Origin of the sequence: Biomaibacter acetigenes (assembly GCF_003691585.1) — a bacterium.
Taxonomy (GTDB): Bacteria; Bacillota; Thermosediminibacteria; order Thermosediminibacterales; family Tepidanaerobacteraceae; genus Biomaibacter; species Biomaibacter acetigenes.
This window is the reverse complement of record NZ_CP033169.1, coordinates 35,532-56,960: the sequence shown is the minus strand read 5'-3', so window position 1 is coordinate 56,960 and position 21,429 is coordinate 35,532. Positions and strand designations below refer to the sequence as shown.

Annotated in this window: 17 protein-coding genes; 1 reads left to right on the top strand and 16 read right to left on the bottom strand. The window is 50.1% G+C overall.

Annotation, left to right across the window (positions count from 1 at the left end; genetic code table 11):
• Nucleotides 1-24 precede the first annotated feature (24 nt).
• From D2962_RS00230 to D2962_RS00185, 10 genes are all read right to left on the bottom strand, one after another.
• Nucleotides 25-2,352 carry a xanthine dehydrogenase family protein molybdopterin-binding subunit gene (locus D2962_RS00230; RefSeq protein ID WP_174232488.1) on the bottom strand — a complete coding sequence of 776 codons (2,328 nt, stop codon included), beginning with the start codon at nucleotides 2,350-2,352 and terminating at the stop codon, nucleotides 25-27.
• Between the two features lies 1 nt (nucleotide 2,353).
• Complete coding sequence (locus D2962_RS00225) at nucleotides 2,354-2,824, bottom strand: (2Fe-2S)-binding protein (protein WP_122013762.1); 471 nt, start codon at nucleotides 2,822-2,824, stop codon at nucleotides 2,354-2,356.
• Nucleotides 2,821-3,669, bottom strand: coding sequence for an FAD binding domain-containing protein (locus D2962_RS00220; protein ID WP_122013761.1), 849 nt, complete (start codon nucleotides 3,667-3,669; stop codon nucleotides 2,821-2,823). Before D2962_RS00220 ends, D2962_RS00225 begins: the two co-directional genes overlap by 4 nt.
• Nucleotides 3,670-3,698: 29 nt before the next feature.
• On the bottom strand, nucleotides 3,699-5,054 hold the full coding sequence (locus D2962_RS00215; protein WP_120765179.1) for an 8-oxoguanine deaminase: 1,356 nt from the start codon (nucleotides 5,052-5,054) through the stop codon (nucleotides 3,699-3,701).
• Nucleotides 5,038-7,332 carry a xanthine dehydrogenase family protein molybdopterin-binding subunit gene (locus D2962_RS00210; RefSeq protein ID WP_122013760.1) on the bottom strand — a complete coding sequence of 765 codons (2,295 nt, stop codon included), beginning with the start codon at nucleotides 7,330-7,332 and terminating at the stop codon, nucleotides 5,038-5,040. The genes D2962_RS00215 and D2962_RS00210 overlap by 17 nt, the downstream gene beginning before the upstream one ends.
• A 4-nt stretch (nucleotides 7,333-7,336) precedes the next feature.
• Nucleotides 7,337-8,230 carry an FAD binding domain-containing protein gene (locus D2962_RS00205; RefSeq protein WP_122013759.1) on the bottom strand — a complete coding sequence of 298 codons (894 nt, stop codon included), beginning with the start codon at nucleotides 8,228-8,230 and terminating at the stop codon, nucleotides 7,337-7,339.
• Between the two features lie 22 nt (nucleotides 8,231-8,252).
• Nucleotides 8,253-9,641 carry a PLP-dependent cysteine synthase family protein gene (locus tag D2962_RS00200; RefSeq protein ID WP_120765176.1) on the bottom strand — a complete coding sequence of 463 codons (1,389 nt, stop codon included), beginning with the start codon at nucleotides 9,639-9,641 and terminating at the stop codon, nucleotides 8,253-8,255.
• Between the two features lie 29 nt (nucleotides 9,642-9,670).
• Complete coding sequence (locus D2962_RS00195; protein WP_122013758.1) at nucleotides 9,671-10,906, bottom strand: threonine synthase; 1,236 nt, start codon at nucleotides 10,904-10,906, stop codon at nucleotides 9,671-9,673.
• Between the two features lie 304 nt (nucleotides 10,907-11,210).
• Nucleotides 11,211-12,659: a sigma-54 interaction domain-containing protein gene (locus tag D2962_RS00190; protein WP_122013757.1), complete on the bottom strand. Its 1,449-nt coding sequence runs from the start codon at nucleotides 12,657-12,659 to the stop codon at nucleotides 11,211-11,213.
• A gap of 72 nt (nucleotides 12,660-12,731) precedes the next feature.
• Nucleotides 12,732-14,315, bottom strand: a complete 1,584-nt coding sequence (locus D2962_RS00185) for an N-acyl-D-amino-acid deacylase family protein (RefSeq protein WP_122013756.1) — start codon at nucleotides 14,313-14,315, stop codon at nucleotides 12,732-12,734.
• Between the two features lie 179 nt (nucleotides 14,316-14,494).
• Here D2962_RS00185 and D2962_RS00180 point away from each other — a divergent pair, with 179 nt between their 5' ends.
• Nucleotides 14,495-15,409: a serine hydrolase gene (locus tag D2962_RS00180; protein WP_120765172.1), complete on the top strand. Its 915-nt coding sequence runs from the start codon at nucleotides 14,495-14,497 to the stop codon at nucleotides 15,407-15,409.
• A gap of 37 nt (nucleotides 15,410-15,446) precedes the next feature.
• Here the strand turns inward: D2962_RS00180 and rsmI are convergent, their stop codons facing one another.
• From rsmI to D2962_RS00155, 6 genes are all read right to left on the bottom strand, one after another.
• A complete protein-coding gene (rsmI, locus tag D2962_RS00175; protein WP_120765171.1) occupies nucleotides 15,447-16,424 on the bottom strand; it encodes a 16S rRNA (cytidine(1402)-2'-O)-methyltransferase in 978 nt (325 codons plus the stop codon).
• A gap of 56 nt (nucleotides 16,425-16,480) precedes the next feature.
• Nucleotides 16,481-17,251: a tRNA1(Val) (adenine(37)-N6)-methyltransferase gene (locus D2962_RS00170; RefSeq protein ID WP_120765170.1), complete on the bottom strand. Its 771-nt coding sequence runs from the start codon at nucleotides 17,249-17,251 to the stop codon at nucleotides 16,481-16,483.
• Nucleotides 17,252-17,308: 57 nt separating this feature from the next.
• The gene (locus D2962_RS18965) at nucleotides 17,309-17,440 is read right to left on the bottom strand and encodes a hypothetical protein (protein ID WP_281273704.1); all 132 of its coding nucleotides are present in this window, start codon (nucleotides 17,438-17,440) and stop codon (nucleotides 17,309-17,311) included.
• Between the two features lie 150 nt (nucleotides 17,441-17,590).
• On the bottom strand, nucleotides 17,591-19,030 hold the full coding sequence (locus D2962_RS00165; protein ID WP_122013755.1) for a sodium:solute symporter family protein: 1,440 nt from the start codon (nucleotides 19,028-19,030) through the stop codon (nucleotides 17,591-17,593).
• Between the two features lie 255 nt (nucleotides 19,031-19,285).
• Nucleotides 19,286-20,164 carry a 4-hydroxy-tetrahydrodipicolinate synthase gene (gene dapA / locus D2962_RS00160; protein ID WP_120765168.1) on the bottom strand — a complete coding sequence of 293 codons (879 nt, stop codon included), beginning with the start codon at nucleotides 20,162-20,164 and terminating at the stop codon, nucleotides 19,286-19,288.
• A complete protein-coding gene (locus D2962_RS00155) occupies nucleotides 20,121-21,338 on the bottom strand; it encodes an NAD(P)/FAD-dependent oxidoreductase (RefSeq protein WP_122013754.1) in 1,218 nt (405 codons plus the stop codon). Before D2962_RS00155 ends, dapA begins: the two co-directional genes overlap by 44 nt.
• Nucleotides 21,339-21,429 lie beyond the last annotated feature (91 nt).

Sequence of the window (21,429 nt, the reverse complement as noted above, 5' to 3'; positions counted from 1 at the left end):
GTCTTCCCCATGATTTGGGACTTTTTATTTTGTAACTTTGCCCGCTTTTGCTCTCAGGGCCTTCAGCACTTTCTCGGGGGTAAAGGGCGACTTTTGTATCCTTATGCCTACCGCATCATAGATGGCGTTGGCGATGGTCGGTAGCGGCCCGTTCATGTTTATCTCGGCCACAGCCTTGGAACCATATACACCGGCAGGTTCATAGGTTTCTACGATGATGGGCACTATTTCCGGCATATCCCTGACCGACGGAATCTTATAGTTCATGAATCCGGCATTGGCCACCCGACCGGTGTCATCGAAGATGAACTCCTCCGTCAGGGCAAAGCCTATTCCCTGGGCCACAGCCCCCATAATCTGGCCCTTTATCAAGATTGGATTAATGGCAGTGCCGCAATCCAGTGCTGCCACATATTTTACGGGAGTTACCACCCCTGTATCTTCATCCACCTCCACCTCGGCAAAGTGGGCGGCAAAGGGAGGCGGCGAATAGGGAGATACCATGGAACCCGAGGCGATGATCTGGTGGAGGTTGCTGACATACAGGGAATGATGTGCGATCTCGCTCAATGTCACCGACCTTCCGGTGGCAAGGCTCTTTACGCAGCCATCCTCCAGCACCAGGCTGCCTGCATCCAATTCTTCCAGCATTTCCCTGGCCACATCCAGGATCTGCTCCTTTATCTTCAGGGCGGCATTCAGGACCGCCCCGCCGGAGATAATGGTGCCGCTGGAAGCATAAGCTCCCACGTCAAAGGGAGTGAGGTCAGTATCCGAAGCGTAGACTATCACCTGTTCGGGTTTTACCCCCAGGGTCTCCGCCACTATCTGGGCGGAAATGGTGTCAAGGCCGGTGCCCAGATCGGTGCCGCCATACAGGAGGTTAAAGGAACCATCTTCATTAAGCTTAAGGGTGGCGGCTCCCATGTCTATAAGGGGAATACTTGAGCCCTGCATCAGGATGGCCATACCAACGCCCCGGACTTTGCTTTTATTTCTGATGTGTTTTCCAAACTTCGCATCCCATCCGATTTCCTTCATGCCCTTTTCAATGAGTTCATCCAGGGCACAGCTCCTGATGTACTGAGTAACTCCTTCCCGCCCTTCTCCCAGGGCCCTGAATATGGGGGATGTCTCTCCGGTGACGATATGGTTTTTCTTTCTGAATTCCACAGGACTCAAGCCCACCTCATAGGACATTTCATCTATGGCCTGCTCCACCGCCGCATAGGCCTGAGGAGCTCCGTATCCTCTGAAGGCTCCCGATACCGGGAGATTGGTATATACCACATCGGCCACAAATTCCACATGGGGTGCCCTGTTGTAAAGGGGCAGGGATTTGGAGCCGGCATTGGAAGCCACCGTGAGGGCATGGGAACCATAAGCCCCGGTATTGCTTAAAACGTACATGCTGATGGCATGTAATGCACCATCTTTTTTGGCCCCCAGCTTCATGGTAATTTTCATGGGATGCCTGGTGGTGGATGAGACGAATTCCTCTTCCCTGGTGTAGAGGAGTCTGGCGGGCCTTCCGGTTTTCAGGGTGACAAAGGCGCATATCCCCTCCACCACAATTTCCTGCTTGGTGCCGAAACCTCCCCCTATGCGGGGCTTGATGACCCTGACCTTGCTCACGGGGATCCCCAGCATCATAGCCACTATCCTCCTCACATGGAAGGGCACCTGGGTAGAGGTCCTTATTACAATCCTGCCGTATTCATCCAGGTAGGAAATGGCCACATGGGGTTCTATGGGCGTTTGCTGGACATACTGGGTCTCATAAGTCCTTTCCATGACCACGTCCGATTCCTCAAACCCCTTTTGTACATCGCCTATCTTTACGTCGATGTGAGCAGCAAGGTTCTTTGAAGGATTATAGGCACCTTTGATTTCGGGCTCTTCATGGATGACGGGAGCATCTTCTTTTAGTGCATCTACCGCTGCAAGTACTGCCTGAAGCTTTCGATATCTTACTTTGATAAGCTTCAGGGCCTTTTGGGCGATTTCTTCGGATTCTGCGGCCACTGCCGCCACCTTATCCCCGACAAACCGCACTTTATAATCAAACATGAAGGTATCATAGGGCGAGGGTTCGGGCCATCCCTGGCCTGCAGTGGTGTGGATGTTCCTGGGGGTGTTTTTGTAGGTCAACACCAGTTTTACCCCGGGGACACGTTCTGCCTCCGATGTGTCAATTTCCTCGATGAGGGCATGGGCATAGGGCGAACGCAGAATCTTTATGTATAGCATATCCGGCAACGAAACGTCATCGGTGAACACCGGTTGGCCGGTGGCAAGACTCAAGGCATCCACTTTTTCAATATTCCTGCCGATGTATTTGTATTTGCTCACTTTATTCGCCTCCTTCCCGGAGCATTTTGACGGCCATTTTAACTCCCTCTATTTGATGTATATATCCTGTGCAGCGGCAAAGATTGCCGTCGATGGCTTTTTTTATATCATCATCGGTGGGGTCGGGATTTTTCTTCAAAAGCGCATAGGCTGAAAGGATAGTGCCCGGAGTGCAGTACCCGCACTGCACGGCCCCGGACCTGACGAAGGCCTTCTGCAGAAGATGGGGATCTTGCAGAGTTCCGATTCCCTTTATAGTTGTGATGCTTTTGCCGTCGACCCCTGCCGCCAGTACGGTGCAGCTGGCATAGGGAATGTCGTCGATGAGCACGGTGCATGCACCGCAGCTTCCACCATAACAATTGCCCTTGACTTCGTAATACCCGTGGTCCCTCAGGACATCCAGCAATAAATCCCCGGGACTTATATCAAATTCCGTTTTTTTGCCGTTTATGACATACTGTACTTTCATGACGCACCTCCTAGACTCTCGACTATCCTCCTGGCAAATACCCCGCTGACATGGCGCCTGTAATCTTCACTTATTCTGAAGTCTCCCCTGACATCCACCTTTTCCCTGACAAAATCCTCAAACAGCCTTGCCAGATCCTCTGAGAGCGCTTTTCCTTTTAAAAACTCCTCGCCTTCCGGGAACCTGTAAGCGGGCTCCGGTCTGGAACCCACCGTCACGGAGGCCTCCTCTACCTTTCCAATCTCAATCTTCACCAGCACCGCCATATTGAGGAGGGTTATATCCGTGGCGTTCCTGGTAAAGCGCTCCATAGCAAAGGCAAAATCTCCTTCGTATTCCGGCAGTTGGATTTCTTCTATGATATACTGGCGTCTTATGTCCTGGAAATCTCCGTAATATTCATCGATGGAAAGTATCTTTTGCCCCGCCTGCCCCCTCAGGACCACCTTTGCTCTCAGCGCCATGAGCAGGGTAACAATGTCCGAATAGGGCGCCCTTCCTGCCACGGCACCACCGAGGGTAATCTGATTTCTGATAAGATGGGTGGATATGCCTTCCATAGCAGACCTGACTTTCCCCGAAAGGTATTTTTCCAGGACCGGAGAATTCATAAATTCACTTAAGCTGGTCCTGGCTCCGACTTTTAGGTGGTTCTGCTCCTTTTTAATATATTTCAGCGGGATTTTTTCAAGAAAAATCAGGGTGCCTGGGGCCGATTCCCGGGCGGTGATTATGCCCAGACCTCCGCCTACCACTGCGGCATTATCCCCTTCATGCTCCAGAATCTCTGCGGCTTCCTCCAGGGTGCCGGGGAAGAGGCACTTTTCAACACCGGTAAGTTTCAAAGCAATCCCTCCCTTCTTTAAATAGTTATTTACGAATTTAGTTTCTTTGAAATTTTATTTTGTTCATTGATGTAATATTTTTCATCCAGCCTTGTGAAGCGGCCTTCTTCAATGACTATTTCGCCGTTTATCATGGAAAAGTCCACGGCTTTAGCGTCGCAGAGCACCAGGGACCCCACGGGATCCAGGAGGCCTCCCGCAAATTCCAGCCGGTCCATCTTAAAACCTATGATGTCGGCGGCTTTGCCCTTTTCTATGGAGCCTATCTCCTTATCCATGCGCAGCACCTCGGCTCCGCCCATAGTGCCCATGCGCAGCACCTCCCGGGGGGTAATGGCATCAGAGCCGTATTTCACCCGCTGCAGAAGCAGGGCGTTTCTTACCTCCAGCAGAAAATTGCCGGAATCATTGCTGGCACTGCCGTCCACTCCCAGGCCAATCCTTATGGCGGTACCCTTCATATTGGTGACAGGGGCGATGCCGGAACCCAGCCTCATGTTGGATGTGGGGCAGTGGGCCATGCCAGCCCGGGCATCAGAAAGCCTCTTAATGTCATCATCGGAAAGGTAAACCATGTGGGCAAACCATACCCTGGGATTTAGCCATCCAACTTTTTCCATATAATCCACGGGCCTCAAATTGAACATGGAAAGGCAGAATTCATCCTCATCCATTGTTTCCGCCAGGTGAGTGTGGAGCAGTACATCGTATTTTTCCGCCATTTCCACGGTGTCTTTCATCAACTGCTCCGTGACGGAAAAGGGGGAACACGGCGCCAGGGCCACCCTGGTCATGGCAAAGGGTCGGGGATCATGATATTTTTTTATAACCCTTTCACAATCTTTTAAAATAACTTCTTCCTCCTGCACTACCGAATCCGGCGGAAGCCCTCCATCTTTTTTGGAAAGGCACATGCTGCCCCGGGTGGCATGGAATCTCACACCCGTATTTTTTGCCGCCTCTATCTGGGCATCCATGAGTCCCTCATGACCCCTGGGGAAAAGGTACATGTGGTCGGTGGTGGTGGTTACACCGCTTTTCATCATCTCCATGATGGCAACGGAAGTGGATATTCTCACCGCTTCCTCGTCGATGTTCTTCCATCTCTCGTAAAGGAAAACCAACCAGTCGAAGAGCTTGGCGCTCTGGACCTCCGGCACCGCCCTGAAAAGAGATTGGTAAAAATGATGGTGGGTGTTCACGAACCCCGGCAAAAACACCATTCCCTTCCCGGAAATCTCCCGGTCTTTTTCCAGTTCCGGCGGAAAGTCCGTACCCATGTCTTTTATTACATTGTTTTCAATATAAATCCACCCGCCCTTTATCTCCCTCATGTGGTCATCAAAGGTGGCTATTATGTCCGCATTTTTAATCAATGTCTTCACTCTGACTCCCCCCTGTCAGCAAACTGTAGATATATTCAGCCGTAGCCGGTATCTTCAATACTCTTTTGCCGGTGGCGTGGTGTATGGCACAGGTGATGGCCGGTGCCGTGGGCACCATGACTATTTCCCCTATGCCCTTGGCCCCGTAAGGACCTGTTTCTTCCCTGGAATCCACGGTGATAGTCTCGATAATCTCCGGGGCATCTTTAGAGGTGGGAATTATGTATGTGGAGAAATTAGGGGTCATGACATTGCCCCTTTTCGTCAGCACATCTTCCGTCAGGGCATAGCCCATGCCCATCACAAAACCGCCCTCCGCCTGGCCTTCAAGTCCTTTACGGTTAATGACCGTACCCGCATCTATCACAGTGAGGCCCTCTAAGACTTTCACCTTTCCCGTCAGGGTGTCGACTTCCACCAGGGCAACCTGGCCGCAGAAACCGTAAATGTGGTGCGGAAGCCCGAAAGCCCCTTCAATGCTCTTATCCGCCACGGGGAATTTAAAAAGTCCTTCGGTGCGGGGAAGCCCGGAACCCTGTTGAAATGCGCCGGCAATCTGTCCGTATGAAAGGCCCGGTATGAGATTTTGCCTGTGGAATATCAAGCCATCCTTTACATCCAGCTCCTCGGGCTTTGCGCCGAGCATTGAAGCAGCCTTTTCTTTCATGATGTCCAGAATCTTGTTTGATGCCAGGATTATGCTGTTCCCGGCGGCATAGGTACTCCTGGAGGCGGTGGTGGTGCCGGAATCCACCGTAGCCCCGGTATCCCCGACTATCACCTCTATATTTTCCACGGGACAGTACAGGGCCTCGGCGGCTATCTGGGCAAATACCGTCAATGCTCCCTGGCCCATTTCCACACAACCTACTCTTACGGTAAAGCCCCCATCCCTCTTCATCTGAATTATGGCATTGCTGTTGTCGGGAAGTCCCACTCCCAGGCCTATACCCTGCCAGGTGATGGCCATGCCAACCCCCCGCTTTATCCAGGGCTTCTCTTCATCGGCCTTTGTCATTTTCCGCCGTTCTTTCCATAGGCGGCTGTTTTCGATTTTCTCCAGAACCTTTCCTATTCCCACGCTGGTCACCAGGTGGTGACCTATGGGTGCCACATCGCCGTCTTCCAGGGCGTTTTTCCTGCGGATTTCTATGGGGTCCATGCCGAGCTTTTCCGCCAGCACGTCTATCTGAGTCTCCATGGCGAAGGTCACCTGGGGCACTCCAAACCCCCTCATGGCCCCGGCCACGCAGTTATTGGTATACACGCAGTAGCCGTCTATATCTACATTGGGTATCCTGTAGGGACCGCAGCTGGATTCTATGGCCAGGTTTAAAACCGGCCCTCCCAGGGAGGCATACGCACCGGTATCTGAATAAATCTTAATTTCATTGGCCACCAGGGTGCCATCTTTTTTTGCTCCGGTCCTGTACTCCAAAATCATGGGATGGCGCTTCCAGTAGGAAATCATAGACTCTTCCCGGCCCATCACCATTTTCACTGGCTTTCGCGATTTTAAGGCCAGGATTGCCAGGATGGGCTGTATGGTGAGCTCGTCCTTGCCTCCAAAGGCTCCTCCCACGGGGCTTGAAATTATCCTTATCTTCTCCTCCGGCATGGCAAGACAGCGGGCCAGCTGCATCCTGTCCCTGTAAGGGTACTGGGAACCTGCATAAATTGATATGGACCCATCGGCTTCGGGAACTGCCACTCCACCTTCAGTCTCCAGAAAGGCATGCTCCTGCCTGCCGGTGTAATAGGTGTTTTCAATTACGATATCCGCCTCTTCAAAACCTCTCCGGACATTTCCTCTTTTCACGTGTGTATGAAGGTGTATGTTGCCCTTTTCATGCACTTTCGGTGCTTCGGACTTTGCACCTTCCAGGGGGCTCTCCACTACAGGCAGTTCCTCGTATTGGACCTCGATGAGCTCCAGGGCCCTTTTTGCCAGTTCTTTTGAAGTCGCTGCCACTGCCGCTACGGCATCGCCCCGGTACCTCACCTTTTCCCGACACAGCACCGGCTGGTCAGGTACCACAATGCCAAAGCCGTTGAACCCCGGTACATCCCGCCATGTGATTACTGCCTCCACCCCCGGTAGGGCTTCCGCTCCGGATGTATCGATGGATTTTATAATTGCATGGGGGTATTTTGCCCGGAGCACTGTCCCCCAGAGCATATCGGGAAACTTCAGGTCCGTCATATAAAGAGTCTTCCCCGTGACTTTTTCCTCCGCGTCCAGGCGCTTTAAACCCTTTCCTATGTAATTTTCCTCCATGAAATCACCTCCCGGCACCCGTAAGCAGTTCCAGCATGCCCTCATACAGCAGGTTCACGCTTATGTCCCTTCGATATTTCATAGAAGCCCTCACATCGGAGATAGGCATCACTTCTTCCCGGACCGTACCGCAGATATTCATGAGCCTGCCGGTAAAATCGGGTGCGTCCAAAAAATCAACGATTTGAACGGTCATGAGCGCGCTTTCCACCTTTCTGGCCCTGACCACCGTAGGAGCCACAGCGCCAAGGGCTATGATCGCCTTTAGTATTTTTTTAGAGCCGGAGCCAAATTTTAGTTTTACTGCCACATTGACCACCGATATGGCCAGGGCATCTCTTTGCCCTAGCTTTTTGAAAATTCCCCTTACATCGTCTTTCATCTCCGGCATGTAAATATCGGATATAATTTCGTCTGGAGACAATACTGTCTTTTTGGGGCCTTCAAACAAGTCTTCCACGGGTATATCCCGTTCTCCCCGGCAACTTACAATCTTCACCCGGGCCTCCAGAGCGTAGAGAGCCGCTATGGAGTCTCCGGCGGGGGATGCGTTGCCCACATTGCCCCCGAGGGTGCCGCGGTTTCTTATCTGGGGGGAGCCTATGGAAAGGCAGGCCTGCCTCAAAATGGGTGCGAAGGATGCCACTTCGGGGGATTCTACGATCTCGGCATGGGTGGTGAGGGGGAGTACATGGATGTAACCTTCATCCCTGTAAATCCCTTTTAATTCCCCGATCCCGCTGATATCCAGGATATGGTGTTCCTTCACCATATCCTCCTTCAGCCGCACCACCAGGTCAGTACCTCCGGCCAGCACCTTTATATCGCCCTTGAAGTCCCGGAGCCAGCAAAGGGCCTCCTGCAGGGTTTTCGCCCTGTGGTAATTGAATTCTTTCATAAAAATCTCCTCACCTCTTATCTTAGAACCCTCGGACCGCTTTCAGCAGCTTATCTATCTCGCAGACTCTCTCCCTTTCCTGCTGCCACCATGCATTGCTCTTCTGGGCGTTGAGCTCTTCCACGGTCTTACCCTGCTGCTCCACCCAGGTGTAGTATTTGAGGTTGAACCATCGTTCGCGGTTGTTCACGGTGCCTTCCTGGATGTAGTCCAGCTTCATGCCACGGAATATGCTATGGTAACGCAACGCCGCCCCGGCCATATCCATCCTGCCGTATTTTTTATCGAGTTCGGCCATCACCGAATGGTACCTGTCTATGGCATCCGTCAGTATGGTGACTATATTCCTGCGGCTGTCCATGCGCCAGAATTTGGCGGCCTTAATAGCCCCCAGCACATTGCATACTCCAGAGATGCCGAAAATGGCGGCCATCTGTTTGACATCTTCTTCGTCGATACCCGCCTTTGCCGCCAGGTATTCCATCCCCACCGGGTCTGTCAGAAGCTGAAGTCCCTTTTTGCACTCTATATCGTCTATACACATGAGGGTATCCATGTTTAGACAATTGTGAATCCATGTAACATGCTTGTCGCCTATGCCCTGAATGTCATGGTCTCCGTAGCCGTTGCTGTAAAGGGTGGGACACTGAATGGGCTCCAAACCTACTATCCTGAGGCCGGGAAAAACTTCCTTCAGTCTGTCGCCGGCGGCTATGGTCCCGGCAGAGCCCATGGCGGAAACAAAGGCCGCGCAGCCGCCATCGCCGATACCTTTTGACTTAAGGTCCGCCATCAGTTCCGCTATGGTGTTTCCCGTCACATAGTAATGGAACCTGTAGTTGGCCATAACCTCAAACTGGTTTAATACCTTAACTTTTGGGTCCTTTGAAAGCTCCCTGCATTTATCGTAGATCTCCTTGACACTGGATTCACATCCCGGAGTCTTTATGTATCTGGCACCGTAACTTGCTATCTTCTCAAATCTCTCCCTGCTCATGAGTTCCGGCAAAATAACCAGAGAATCATAGCCCATCCTGGGCCCTACCCATGCTCCGCCTATACCGTAATTGCCGGTGGAAGGATATACCACAGTATGCTCTCCGGGCTTTATACGGCCGTATAGCTGGTTTTCCACGGTTACGGCATAGGTAGCCCCCACCTTATGGGACCCCGTGGGGAAATCCCGGCCGTAGAGCACTATAATATTGGCATCCACCCCCGTAAGCTTTTTAGGAAGCACCATATAACACGGTGTGCCATCGGGCTTCTTCCAGGTGATGTTGAAAAGGTTTATAGGGTCAAGGGGTGCCTCCTCTCTGGCCTTCAGCGCCTTTTTTCTTATCTCTTCCGGAATTTTCTCCGGGTGCAGCATTTCTTCAAAGGTCGGTCCCCAAACAAGCTCTTTATCCATGATTTTCCTCCCCTGATAAGTATTCTCTGCTAGCAGCATATTCTCTTCAGCAGTTCATTTATATCCGGTTCCACCAGGATCGGTTTTGCTACAGCTTTGCGGGCGCTGGCGATGTCCTTTAATCCATTGCCGGTCACTACTATGGCTATACGCTCATCCATGCCAATATAACGTTCTTTTGCCATTTTTTTGAATCCCGCAAATCCGGTGACCCCGGCGGGCTCTCCGAAAACCCCGGTCTTCCGGGCCAGTTCCTTCATAGCCTCCAGGATCTCCTCATCGGTGACCGTTACCATATCTCCGGCGGTTTGCCTCACCGCCCTCAACGCTTTGGCCCAATTTCTGGGGGCCCCCACGGCTATGCTGTCCGCCAGGGTATCAGGTTTCACGAATTCCACTTTTGGCAGATGGTATTTAAATGCATGATATATGGGGCTGCTGCCGGCGGCCTGAACTCCCACAAGTTTTGGCATACGATCGATAAATCCCAGGGCTTTCAGGTCGTAAAAGGCCTTGTAGAGTCCGCTGATACAGCATCCGTCGCCCACCGCAATGAAGATTCTGTCCGGCGCCTCCCATCCCAGCTGTTCCGCAATTTCCAGGCCGCAGGTCTTCTTGCCCTCCACCAGATACGGATTTATGCCGCAGTTTCGGTTGTACCAACCGAATTTGTATATGGCCGCAGTGGACAGATTGAAGGCATCCTCGTAATTTCCCTTCACCAGCACCACCGTGGCGCCGTAAATCAAAAGCTGGGCCACCTTGGCCTCCGGAGCGCTCTCGGGTACAAATATAAAACTTTTAAGCCCTGCCACCGCCGCAAATCCCGCCATAGAACTGGCGGCATTGCCGGTGGAGGAACAAGCAATGGTGTTTTTGCCATAGTCCAGAGCCCTGGCTACTCCAACGGCGCTGGCCCTGTCTTTGAGCGACGCCGTCGGGTTTCTGCCGTCATCCTTTATGTACACCTTTTTCGCTCCGTACTCCCGGGCCAGCACCCCGCTGTCATAGAGAGGTGTAAAGCCCACCTCCAGGGGCTGTATATTAGTTTCATCATTTACAGGTAATATGTCACGGTATCTCCATTGGGTAAAATCCCGGCTTTTTTCGAGACATTCCCTGGTAAAATGTTTTTTAATCTCATCATAGTCGTAGAGCACGTCCAGGGTACCGTCCATCCCGCAGTGGGGGCAGGTGTAGTCCACCTCCCTTTCCCTGTAAGTCCTGCCGCAAAGCACGCACTTTAACATTAATACCCGGGCCATTTTAAAACATCAACTCCCTCTTTTGCCCATTTATGTTAATGAAGTTATGCAATAAACGTGCCAAAATAAAAAATATAATGTAAATTCTGTCTGAACCTGTGCCTGTATTGACGTTCTAAAGTCTTTCCGATTCCCGGGGCCGCTTTTAAAATTCATTCTATACCAACACTCTTACATTTTTTCTCAATATGATAAAAAAATATGCTGCAATTTTCCTGCAGCAATATAAAGAGGCCGGGCATTATTTATCGATATGATAATTATTTTATCATTATGATAAATCCGGTCAATTTATAAAATTTTTTTAATCAAACCCGTATTTTTTTAATTTTCGGTAAAGGGTGGCCATACCGATCCCCAGTTTTTTTGCCACCTGCTTTTTTGCTGTAACATTTCTGCCGTAAATATTCAGGGCCCTTTTTATGAGTCTTGCTTCCATTTCTTCCAGGCTGTCTATGTCGTCTTTCGCCCTCCCGGCGTCTTCCATGAATTTCCTGGGCATAAGCCTCATAGTTATTATTCCGTCGCTTCCCAGCATATTCACCATGTACTCCACTGTGTTTTCCAGCTCTCTCACATTGCCGGGCCAATCGTACATTTTCATGTATTCCCATAGCCTGTCATCAATTAGAATGACCTTTTTGTTGAAGAGCCGACAGTACTTTTCTATAAAAAACTTGGTTAGCTGCTCTATGTCTTCCTTGCGCTCCCTCAGGGGCGGCACCTCCAGAGGTATGACGTTGAGCCTGTAGTATAGGTCTTCCCTGAAGGCCCTTTCCCTTATCATCCTTTCCAGGTCCTTGTTGGTGGCAGCGATAAACCTCACATCCACCGGCACGGGTTTGTTGGAGCCCAGCCTGGTTACTTCTTTTTGCTCCAGCACCCGAAGCAGTTTTGATTGCAGGTAGAGGGGCATATCTCCTATTTCATCAAAAAAAAGTGTGCCCTTATGGGCCAGCTCAATCTTGCCCATCTTGCCCCTTACATCGGCACCGGTAAAGGCGCCCCGCGTATATCCCAGCAGTTCGCTTTCCAGCAGCGTCTCGGGGATGGCGGCACAATTTATGGCTACAAAAGGACCATCAGCCCTGTAGCTCTCCATATGGATGGCCCTGGCAAGAAGCTCCTTCCCGGTACCGCTTTCCCCTGTAATCAGCACCGTGGAAGATGAGCGGGCAATTTTTTTAACCTTTTCTTTCAATGATTTTATCTTTTCCGATTCACCCAGTATTTTGTCGAGGCCAAAATTCTCCGCAGAGCCTGAAACTGTGTTGATTTTTTCATTAAAGGCGTTTAGGGTCTTCTCCTTTTCAATCTCTTCCAGGGCCTTAGATGATATTAAATCCGATATCTGGTCCAGAAACTCCAGATATGTGTCCAGGTCTTCCAGTATGTGGTTTTTTTGCTGCTGGTCAAAACATACGAAGCCTATAACTCCTATAACCTCATCGCCGATCTTTATAGGGGTGCTTATCTCAAAGGTCTCCTCACAATGGTACCTCTTGGGGCAGCGCATGCATATTTCATGCATGCCGGGGTTCCTGATGATTTTCTTTTCTCCGGTCTGCAGTACCGTCCTGTAGACATATCCCTCATCGGACATGTCGGTATTGACCCTGTTTTCAAAACTGCCGGTGCCGGCAATGCGGTTGAGCCTGTCATCCACTATCTCCACATCCACCTTTAATATGCGAGAAAGCACCCGGGCATATTTGACAACGGTATCCTGCATGTTCTTGAGGACTTCCGACAACCATACTACCCCCTTCTTTGCCAGAATTCGTTACATACTTTCAGGCTTTAATGTTTTATTGAATTTCCTGCATTACAGCCTCCTCAGCGCCTTCCCCGGACGCTCGCCGGTATGCTCCCCATTTTTAATGACCATGACGCCGTTCACGATAACATATTTTATGCCATCGGGGTAAGAATGGGGATTTTCATAAGTGGCGATGTCCTTCACATTTTCAAAGTCAAATATGGTGATGTCAGCAGCCATACCCTGTTTTAAAAGTCCGCGATCGGACAGGCCCATGCGGCAGGCCGGAAAGTACGTCATCTTCTTTACCGCGTCTTCCAGGGAGATTACTTTGAATTCCCGGCAGTACCGGGAGATTACCCGGGGGAAAGTGCCGTAATTCCTGGGGTGGGGATGGCCTTTCCCCAGCACTCCATAAGGCGCCAGGGCGCTGCCGTCGGAGCCTATCATGGATAGGCGGTGGCTGATGACCTTTTTTACGTCTTCCTCATCCATGGCAAAACGTATCATGCCCACGTCGCCCTTTTCCTCCAGAATGAGGTCAAGGGCTGCATCAAGGGGGTCTTTTTCCAGTTCCCGACCTATGTCGGCAAGGCTTGCACCCTGGTATTTCCTGTTCTCTTCGCTACCCACACAGGATATATATATATTTTCATAGCCGCTCAATGCCATCTGCACCGGATGGGTCTCTTCCTTAATTTTTTCCCGGAGGGTTTTATCCCGAATCCTATCCAGGAGCTTTTCCATGCCGCCTTCATGGGCCCAGTCCGGGATTATGGAGGAAAGGCCAGTGGCGGTAGCCGTATAGGGATAGACATCACAGGTCACATCGATGCCTTCTGTCCGGGCCTTTTCCATCATCTTCAGGGTCTTTTCCACCCTGCCGAAATAGCTCCTCCCGCAGGCCTTGTGGTGGGAAATCTCCACAGGGACGCCCGCCTTTCTGCCTATTTCTATGGCTTCGGCCACGGCTTCCTCCAGTTTTTCTCCCTCATCCCTCATATGGGTGGAATATATGCCGCCTTCTTCGGCCATCACTTTAGAAATCTCTATGAGCTCACCCGTATCGGCAAAGGAACCAGGGGGATATATGAGCCCTGTGCTCATGCCGAAGGCTCCCTGCCGTAAAGCCTCCCGCAGGAGGTCCTTCATTCTGGAAAGCTCATCTTCTGTCGCGGGCCTGCGTTCATATCCCATCACCGATTTTCGCAATGTGCCATGGCCTACCAGAGTGGCGTAATTTATGCCGGGCTTTGCCCTGTCTATCTTTGAAAGGTATTCGTCCACGGTATGCCAGTTGGAGCTGATGTCATAATGGCCATCTATATATTCTTTCTGCTGGTCGTATGCCATGCCGAACACCGGTGCCGCCGAGTCCCCGCAGTTTCCCACCAGTTCTGTGGTAACCCCCTGGCGCACCTTGCTCTCGCAGCGGAAGTTCACCATGGGCTCCAGGTCCGAATGGGAATGAATGTCTATAAACCCCGGCGAAACCACCAGCCCCTTTGCATCTATGGCCTCCCGGGTTTCGGCTCCTTCCAGTTTTCCTATAGCGGCTATTTTCCCGTCCTTTACGGCAATGTCCGCATAAAACCAGGGATTCCCGGTGCCATCTATGATTTTACCGTTTTTGATAATGATATCGAACATTTTATCCTCTCCCCCATAATATTAACCAGATATTGTCATAAATTATATTGTTCTACTTTTTTTCCGAAAATCCTTTTAATATCCTGAAATTACTATGGAACAACCCTTTGCCAGGCTTTATAATAAAATAGAAGCCGCATTGTGGCACTTAAAAACCATTACACAGGGGGAAGGAAAAAATGAAACGAATATTTAAGGCAGGTGTATTACCGGTTATAATTGTTATTATTTTAACATTTTCAGCTGGGGTACTACCTCAGATGGTTTCATATGCCGACATTACCTCGGGATCAAAGAAAGATGGGGTTGTCAGCGACCCAAATAACACTACCGGCCCGGACTATGAAAGTCTAAAGCTCGAATTGCAGAACTATATCAAGGATAGGCCTGGAAAAATAAGCGTATATGTAAAGGACCTCAATTCAGGCAAAACCCTGGAGCTGGGCTCGGATAATGTATATGCCGCCGCCAGCACCATAAAACTGCCGCTGGTGCTATACCTTTATGAACTGGCGGCAGAAGGAAAGATAGATTTAAATGCTACCCTCACCTATACACAAGAATATTACACCCGGGGCACCGGCATTCTCCAGGGCGAACCCTTTGGGGGCAGGTATACCCTCAGGGAACTTTCGCGCCTTTCCATCGAATACAGTGACAATGTGGCCTGGAAAATGCTTCTGGATTTTATCGACCATGATGGGCTGACTGCCTTTGAAAAATCCCTGGGAGCTTCCGCCACTGGCAAGATAGACGGCCTGTATATTACCACTCCCAGAGATATGGGCAGATACCTTGAGGAGCTGCTGGCCTTCAGTAAAAAATATCCTGATTACGGCAATGAGCTGCTTTATTTCATGGAACATTCCATTTTCAAAGAAGGCATTCCTCAGGATTTGCCCGACGGCACCTTAGTGGCCCATAAGATGGGAGCTCTGGATGACAAGTTTCACGATGTGGGTATAGTTTTTGGAAAACGTCCTTATATTATTACCATATTCACCCGGGATGGATGGGAAGCGGTATCTCTGCAGACCCTGGCCGATATCTCCCGGATGGTTTATGATTTCCAGCAAAACATTGATAACTATTAAAAATCCGATTTGTGTATATGGCCATCTCCGGCTGCGTTTAGTTTTTACGCTTGAACTGATTATCAGTTGGCTCAGTGGTCTTTTCCTCTACTTCGGAGCTTTCTCGAAACAGTATATCGTAGGCTTCATTTCTGGAGATGCCTGCTTCGGCGGCGGTTTTTTTCAGGGCTTCCTTTCTGGAATAGCCCATGGAGGTATAATACTCAAGTTTTTCTCTCAAATATATTTTGATATCTTTTCTATCCAGCCCGGTCCCCGCCGGGCTTTTATTTTCCGGATTTTCAGGGCACGATGCCGTATCCGTCGGGAAAGTCACGGTGTTTGTTTCAACATCATCCTTCCGGCCCTCTATGACCATCACCAGTTCCCCCCTGGGCGGAGTCCGGGTAAATCTTGCCACCGCATCCGTGACAGTGCCTCGAAAGAATTCCTCGTGGACTTTCGTCATCTCCCGGGCTATGGCAATACTGCGATCTCCCAGAGCCTGCCCCAGATCTTTCAGGGTCTTCAACAGCCGGTGGGGGGCCTCATAAAGCACTATTGTCCGGGTTTCCGCAGAAAGCTCCTTCAATCTTTCGGTTCTCTCCTTTTTTTTCCTCGGCAAAAATCCCTCAAAAACAAACCTCCCGGTAGAAATTCCCGATGCTACCAGTGCACAAATTGCAGCTGCGGCGCCGGGGAGGGGCTCCACGGCGATCCCCGCTTCCACCGCCAGCCTCACCAGGTCTTCCCCCGGATCGGAAATCCCCGGAGTGCCCGCATCAGTGACCAGGGCAATATTTTTTCCCTCTTCAAGCAAAGAAATTATCTCTGGCCCTTTTTCCCTCTTGTTATGCTCATGGTAGCTGACAAGAGGGGTCTTAATGTCATAATGATTGAGCAGCTTCCTGGTTACCCTGGTGTCTTCGGCGGCAATAAAATCCACTTCCTTTAAAACCCTGATGGCCCTGAGCGTAATATCCTCCAGATTGCCTATGGGCGTGGGGCAAAGATATAATGTGCCTTTTTTGTCCACGCAAACTCCCTCCAAATGTAAATTTAAAAATATTATTTATAGCATATTTAAATATTTCAGGATGAGGAAGACTTCAAGTCTTCAAAGTAGATTCTGTTGATCTCCTCCGTGTAATTTCCGTCATCATTATAGACTACCAGGGGCGGGAGGATTTTAAGCCCGGAGCCGGCGCCCTTTTGGGCTAAAACCAAAAATAGGTTGGGGGGATCTGCCGCCCTGGGCTGGATAAACCTCAGCAACTTGGGTTCCAGGGCACGGTTTTTTAGTTCAAATATGGCATCTGTAAGGCGCCATGTCCTGTACACCATATAAAATTTTCCGCCGAAGGTAAGAAGCCCGGCGGCGGCATTTACCACATCTTCAAGAGTGGCGGCCACCTCGTGGCGGGCTATGGCTATATCCTTTTTAGGGCTGATTTTACCCTCATCCATCCTCATATATGGCGGATTTGTCACCACCACGGTAAAGCTTTCCCGCCCGAAAATCCGCGGAGCCTCTTTCAAGTCCCCGCATATAATCTTTACCCGTCCTTTAAGATTATTCATCAGTACGCTGCGCTCCGCCCTTTCGGCCACTTCTTCCAGCATCTCGATACCCACGATTTTCGGAGCTTCGGTCTTGGCCGAAAGCAGTAAGGGTATTACCCCGCTGCCGGTGCCCAGGTCGATTATGCGGTCTTTTTTACCCGCCCTCACGAAATTGGAAAGCAGTACCGCATCTATGGAAAAGCAGTAGGAATTTTTGTCCTGGATTATTTTGAGGCCATTGCACAATAGGTCATCCACCCGCTCGGTGGGGGATTTAAGATAAGCTTCAACATTTGTCATGTTCGCCCTACCTCTACTTTCATATAAATACATGCGGCTTCTACAAGTATTGTCATATCAATCCTTCATAGAATCTTCTAAATCCCTCATAAAAAGCGGATCTTGAGCAGCGGCTTTCATTTCTTCATAAAGTTTCTTTTTTTCGACTCTTTTAATGTGGATTTCAAGAGCTTCTCTGACACCACCCATAATCCTCACCTCTATTATTGTTTTAATTTATTGTATCAAATTATTGTATAAGCAAAAAGACCGACAAGTATTATCTTGCCGGTCTTGCTAAGCTAAATTTTATTTTGTTAGTTTCCGTTAAGATGACTCCAGACTAACTCAAGAAATCCCTTAAGCCGCTTTTGTATCCGGGGCTATCGGCTCAGACACATCGGGAGTGAGGAGTGAAACTACAATGGTCACTATGGCTGAAATGACGACACCCCAGAGTATACCGTATTTTGAAAGGGATACAACGGAACCCACTATTATGCCCAGGCGGGCGCCCCAGGGAGTTATGCGGCTATTCTTGGTGCCCATGGTGAAGGGTTCGCCGGTCTTCTTCCACAGAAGGCCCACCAGAAGTACCGGCACGATGCCGCCGCCGGCCATGGTGTACGCCTTGGAGAAAAGGCCGATGATGCTGGAAGCGTAAATGGCTGCCAGGGTGGAAAAAATGCCTACGACTATTGTCAATACCTTTGCATAATTCACCAGTTCCTTATCTGTTTTGTTAGGAGCGAAGGGTTTTATCAGGTCATTAACCAGTATAACCGCCGCAGAGTTAAGGTTGGAGTCTGCGCTGGACATGGCCGCGGCCAGAATCAGTGTAAAAACTACAGCCAGCACCCACGTGGGAGTATAGTTCATCATGAGCCAGGGCATGGCCTGGTTGGGATTTGCCAGATTGGGGTTTAACACCTTTGTCACAAGGCCCACCATGGCTGTCATGCTCACAAAAATAACCGCCGCAATGCCGCTGACCAGCATGCCATTTCGAGCGGTGCCCGAATCCTTGGCGGCAAAGCACCTCTGCCAGTAAATCTGGGCTGCCAGGATGCCGAAACATCCTGTTACAAAATTCTTGAGTATAACCGCAAAGGGCACGTTGCTGAGGGTTCCCAGGTTCGCAGCACCCACCTCTGCCAGTTTCTGCTGCAGAACACCTAGAGAAAAATTAACCGGCGCAAAGGCGAATCCGTAGAAAATAAAAGCAAATACCACCACGATGATGCCCTGCAACAGGTCCGTCCAGACCACCGAATATATGCCGCCCAGGAAGGTGTATATGATAAACACCGCATTGAAGAGCATTATAATGGGAATCGGATTGGCACCGGTGAAGGTGGCAAAAATGTCGCCCAACCCCTTGCCCTGGCCTCCTACCCAGGCTATCATAATACTGGCGGTAAGGACGCCCACAATAGCTCTTGTGGCTTTATCCCTCACCAGCAGATCATCCATCATCTCGGAGAGGGTGTTGTAGGTGAATCTGCCGGCAAGGCCTGCAAATATGAGAGCGAAAATTATCTTGGAGCCCTGTTCTCCGAAAACGAAAGGTATGTCCACAAGACCTATCTTGTAGCCCTGGGCAGCATGGCCTATGAAGTTTCCTGCCCCCATGATGGTGGCGATATCCGTAAATAAAATAAGGTATATAGGCAGTGTTCCGCCGGCTATGGCATAGTTGGAAAAACTCTGGCTGGCAGAGTCCTGAACCTTGAAGGAAATCCATAGAAAAATGCCGCAGAAGACAATAGTGATAATCCAGACAATTGCCGTAAGACTCATGAATTTACCTCCTTTTTGTAATATTCATGAAAATTAACTGAACTTACATTTATAAACCTTCTTACGTCCCTCCTCTCATGGCATGATTATTGTTAAAAGCACCCGGGATAACCACCTGTACTCTATATGTATTACCACACTATTAATCCCTACGATAACCACCGGCGAAATTTTCACTGGGTTATAGTAAACATGATTATCCCGGGCCGCTTTAATTTTAGTTTACAGGCCAGAAACTGCCGTAGTGTATGAATCCTATTGTATTAGCCCTCGGGCTTTCAAAATTCCTTCCAGCATCTTTTTAGTCTTTTCATCGGCCGGGGTGAGCGGCGGACGGAAACCTCCCACTTTTATTCCCATCATGTTGAGGGCTTCTTTGACAGGTATGGGATTTGTTATGACAAAGAGCGCCTTGAAAAGATCGAACAGCTTCAGGTGGATCTCTTCAGCCTTCCTATGGTCTCCCCTCTCGAAGGCCTCAATCATCTCTTTTATGTCTTTGCCCACTATATGGGACGCCACACTGATGACGCCCTTCGCTCCTAAGGCGAGCATAGGGAGGGTAAGACTGTCGTCGCCGCTGTAGACGGTAAGGTCCGGGGCCAGAACCCTGGTCTTGCTGGTCTTATCGAGGTTGCCTCCCGCGTCCTTTACCGCCGCTATGTTTTTTACTTCCGAAAGTCTGCCCAGGGTTTCCGGTTCTATGGTCACAGCGGTCCTGCCGGGCACGTTGTATAAAATCACCGGTATATCCACCGATTGGGCTATCATCCTGAAATGCTGGTAAAGACCTTCCTGGGTGGGTTTGTTGTAATAGGGAGATACCAGCAGGAGGCCGTCTACACCGATTTTTTCCGCCTTTTGAGAAAGTTCTATACTGTGGTGGGTAGAATTGGAACCGGTGCCGGCAATGACCTTTGCCCTGGTACCCGCAATATTTTTTGCTGCTTTGAAGAGTTCTAGTTTTTCCTCATCGGAAAGGGTGGGTGATTCTCCAGTAGTACCGGTGACGAGCAGCGTATCGGTACCGGTTTTTATGAGGTGCTCTATGAGATTTTCAAAAGCCGCAAAATCCACCGCCTGATTTTCATCAAACGGCGTTACCATAGCAGTTATGACTTTCCCGAAATCCATGTATATCTTCCTCCTTAAATCTTGAAAGAGATAATTTCCCCATGTCAATATTTAATGACGTACGGCCGTCAGCAATGATTTCGGATATTATTTTGCCGGTTACGGCCGAAAGGGCTATGCCGTCTCCCTCATGGCCCGCAGCCATAATGAACCCCTTGAGGTTCTCAACCTCTCCCAGTATGGGGAGGCCGTCGGGCGTATAGGGCCGGAGCCCGGCAAAGCTGCGTATAATGCTGATATCCTTCAAGGCCGGCACCAGGCTGACAGCATGTTTTAATATGGCCCGGAGGGCCCTGTGGGTGGTTCTCCTGTCATAACCCACGAACTCCCTGGTGCCCCCGATGAGCAGGTTACCGTTTTCGGTCTGTCCCAGTGAAAGCCCGATGCCCAGCCTGGCATTTTCATCATTGCCCAGGAGCTCAGGTTTGAACTTGGCGGTTATATACCTGGCACAGTTCACATCTCCATGGATGAGAGGGGGTACCGGTTCAGTCACTATTATCTGTCCCCTCCTCGGGATAATAGGAATATCGATCCCTACCATCCTGCCTATGACCGGTGCATAAACACCGCAGGCATTTACCACAAATCTGGTGAGTATTTCCTCCCCGGTGGTCAAAACCGAGCTGACCCTGCCTTTTTCCACCTTTATACCCCTGACTTCCGTAGAAAGCAGTGGTTTTGCCCCGTATTTTTTGGCCCCGCGGAAAAACCCAAGAGTCAGGTTAATGGGGTTCACTTCACCGTCCATGGGACTGTATGTGGAACCCACTATATCCTGTGCAAAGGCCGGTTGCCGCTGGAGGGCCTGTTCTCGTCCCAGAAGTTCTACCCAGAGGCCTACTTTTTTCTGCCTTTCTACAAATCCCTGCATAACCTGCCACTGTTCTTGAGTTTTTATGACTATCATGCCGCCGTTATTTTTAAATTCTATATCTGTATCCAGGTCCCTCTGAAGTTGGGGGAACAGCTTGACGCTTTCAAGGGCCATCTCCAGGTGCAGCCCAGGGTTTTTGGATTGCAGAAGGACAGCCTTATCACATGCTCCGGAGGTTCCCGAAGCTATATCGTCCCTTTCGACGATGGTGACATCAATTCCCCTTTTTGCGAGATGGTATGCTACGGAACAGCCTATGACCCCTCCTCCGATCACCACTACATCGGTAGATTTCATCGAAATTGCTCCTCTCTTTGGCTTGAAAAAGCTGCCTTAAATACGAAATTAAGTACAAAAGCTGTATATCAGGTTGTAAATATTCTTTGCA

Excerpts from the sequence above, each read along its gene's own strand:
- D2962_RS00200 (WP_120765176.1), bottom strand. The coding sequence starts at position 9,641 with ATGGATAAAGAGCTTGTTTGGGGACCGACCTTTGAAGAAATGCTGCAC.
- D2962_RS00155 (WP_122013754.1), bottom strand. The coding sequence starts at position 21,338 with ATGAAATCTACCGATGTAGTGGTGATCGGAGGAGGGGTCATAGGCTGT.
- D2962_RS00225 (WP_122013762.1), bottom strand. The coding sequence starts at position 2,824 with ATGAAAGTACAGTATGTCATAAACGGCAAAAAAACGGAATTTGATATA.
- D2962_RS00170 (WP_120765170.1), bottom strand. The coding sequence starts at position 17,251 with ATGACAAATGTTGAAGCTTATCTTAAATCCCCCACCGAGCGGGTGGAT.
- D2962_RS00210 (WP_122013760.1), bottom strand. The coding sequence starts at position 7,332 with ATGGAGGAAAATTACATAGGAAAGGGTTTAAAGCGCCTGGACGCGGAG.
- D2962_RS00205 (WP_122013759.1), bottom strand. The coding sequence starts at position 8,230 with ATGAAAGAATTCAATTACCACAGGGCGAAAACCCTGCAGGAGGCCCTT.
- dapA (WP_120765168.1), bottom strand. The coding sequence starts at position 20,164 with ATGGATTTCGGGAAAGTCATAACTGCTATGGTAACGCCGTTTGATGAA.
- D2962_RS00185 (WP_122013756.1), bottom strand. The coding sequence starts at position 14,315 with ATGTTCGATATCATTATCAAAAACGGTAAAATCATAGATGGCACCGGG.
- D2962_RS00165 (WP_122013755.1), bottom strand. The coding sequence starts at position 19,030 with ATGAGTCTTACGGCAATTGTCTGGATTATCACTATTGTCTTCTGCGGC.
- D2962_RS00180 (WP_120765172.1), top strand. The coding sequence starts at position 14,495 with ATGAAACGAATATTTAAGGCAGGTGTATTACCGGTTATAATTGTTATT.
- D2962_RS00195 (WP_122013758.1), bottom strand. The coding sequence starts at position 10,906 with ATGGCCCGGGTATTAATGTTAAAGTGCGTGCTTTGCGGCAGGACTTAC.
- D2962_RS18965 (WP_281273704.1), bottom strand. The coding sequence starts at position 17,440 with ATGGGTGGTGTCAGAGAAGCTCTTGAAATCCACATTAAAAGAGTCGAA.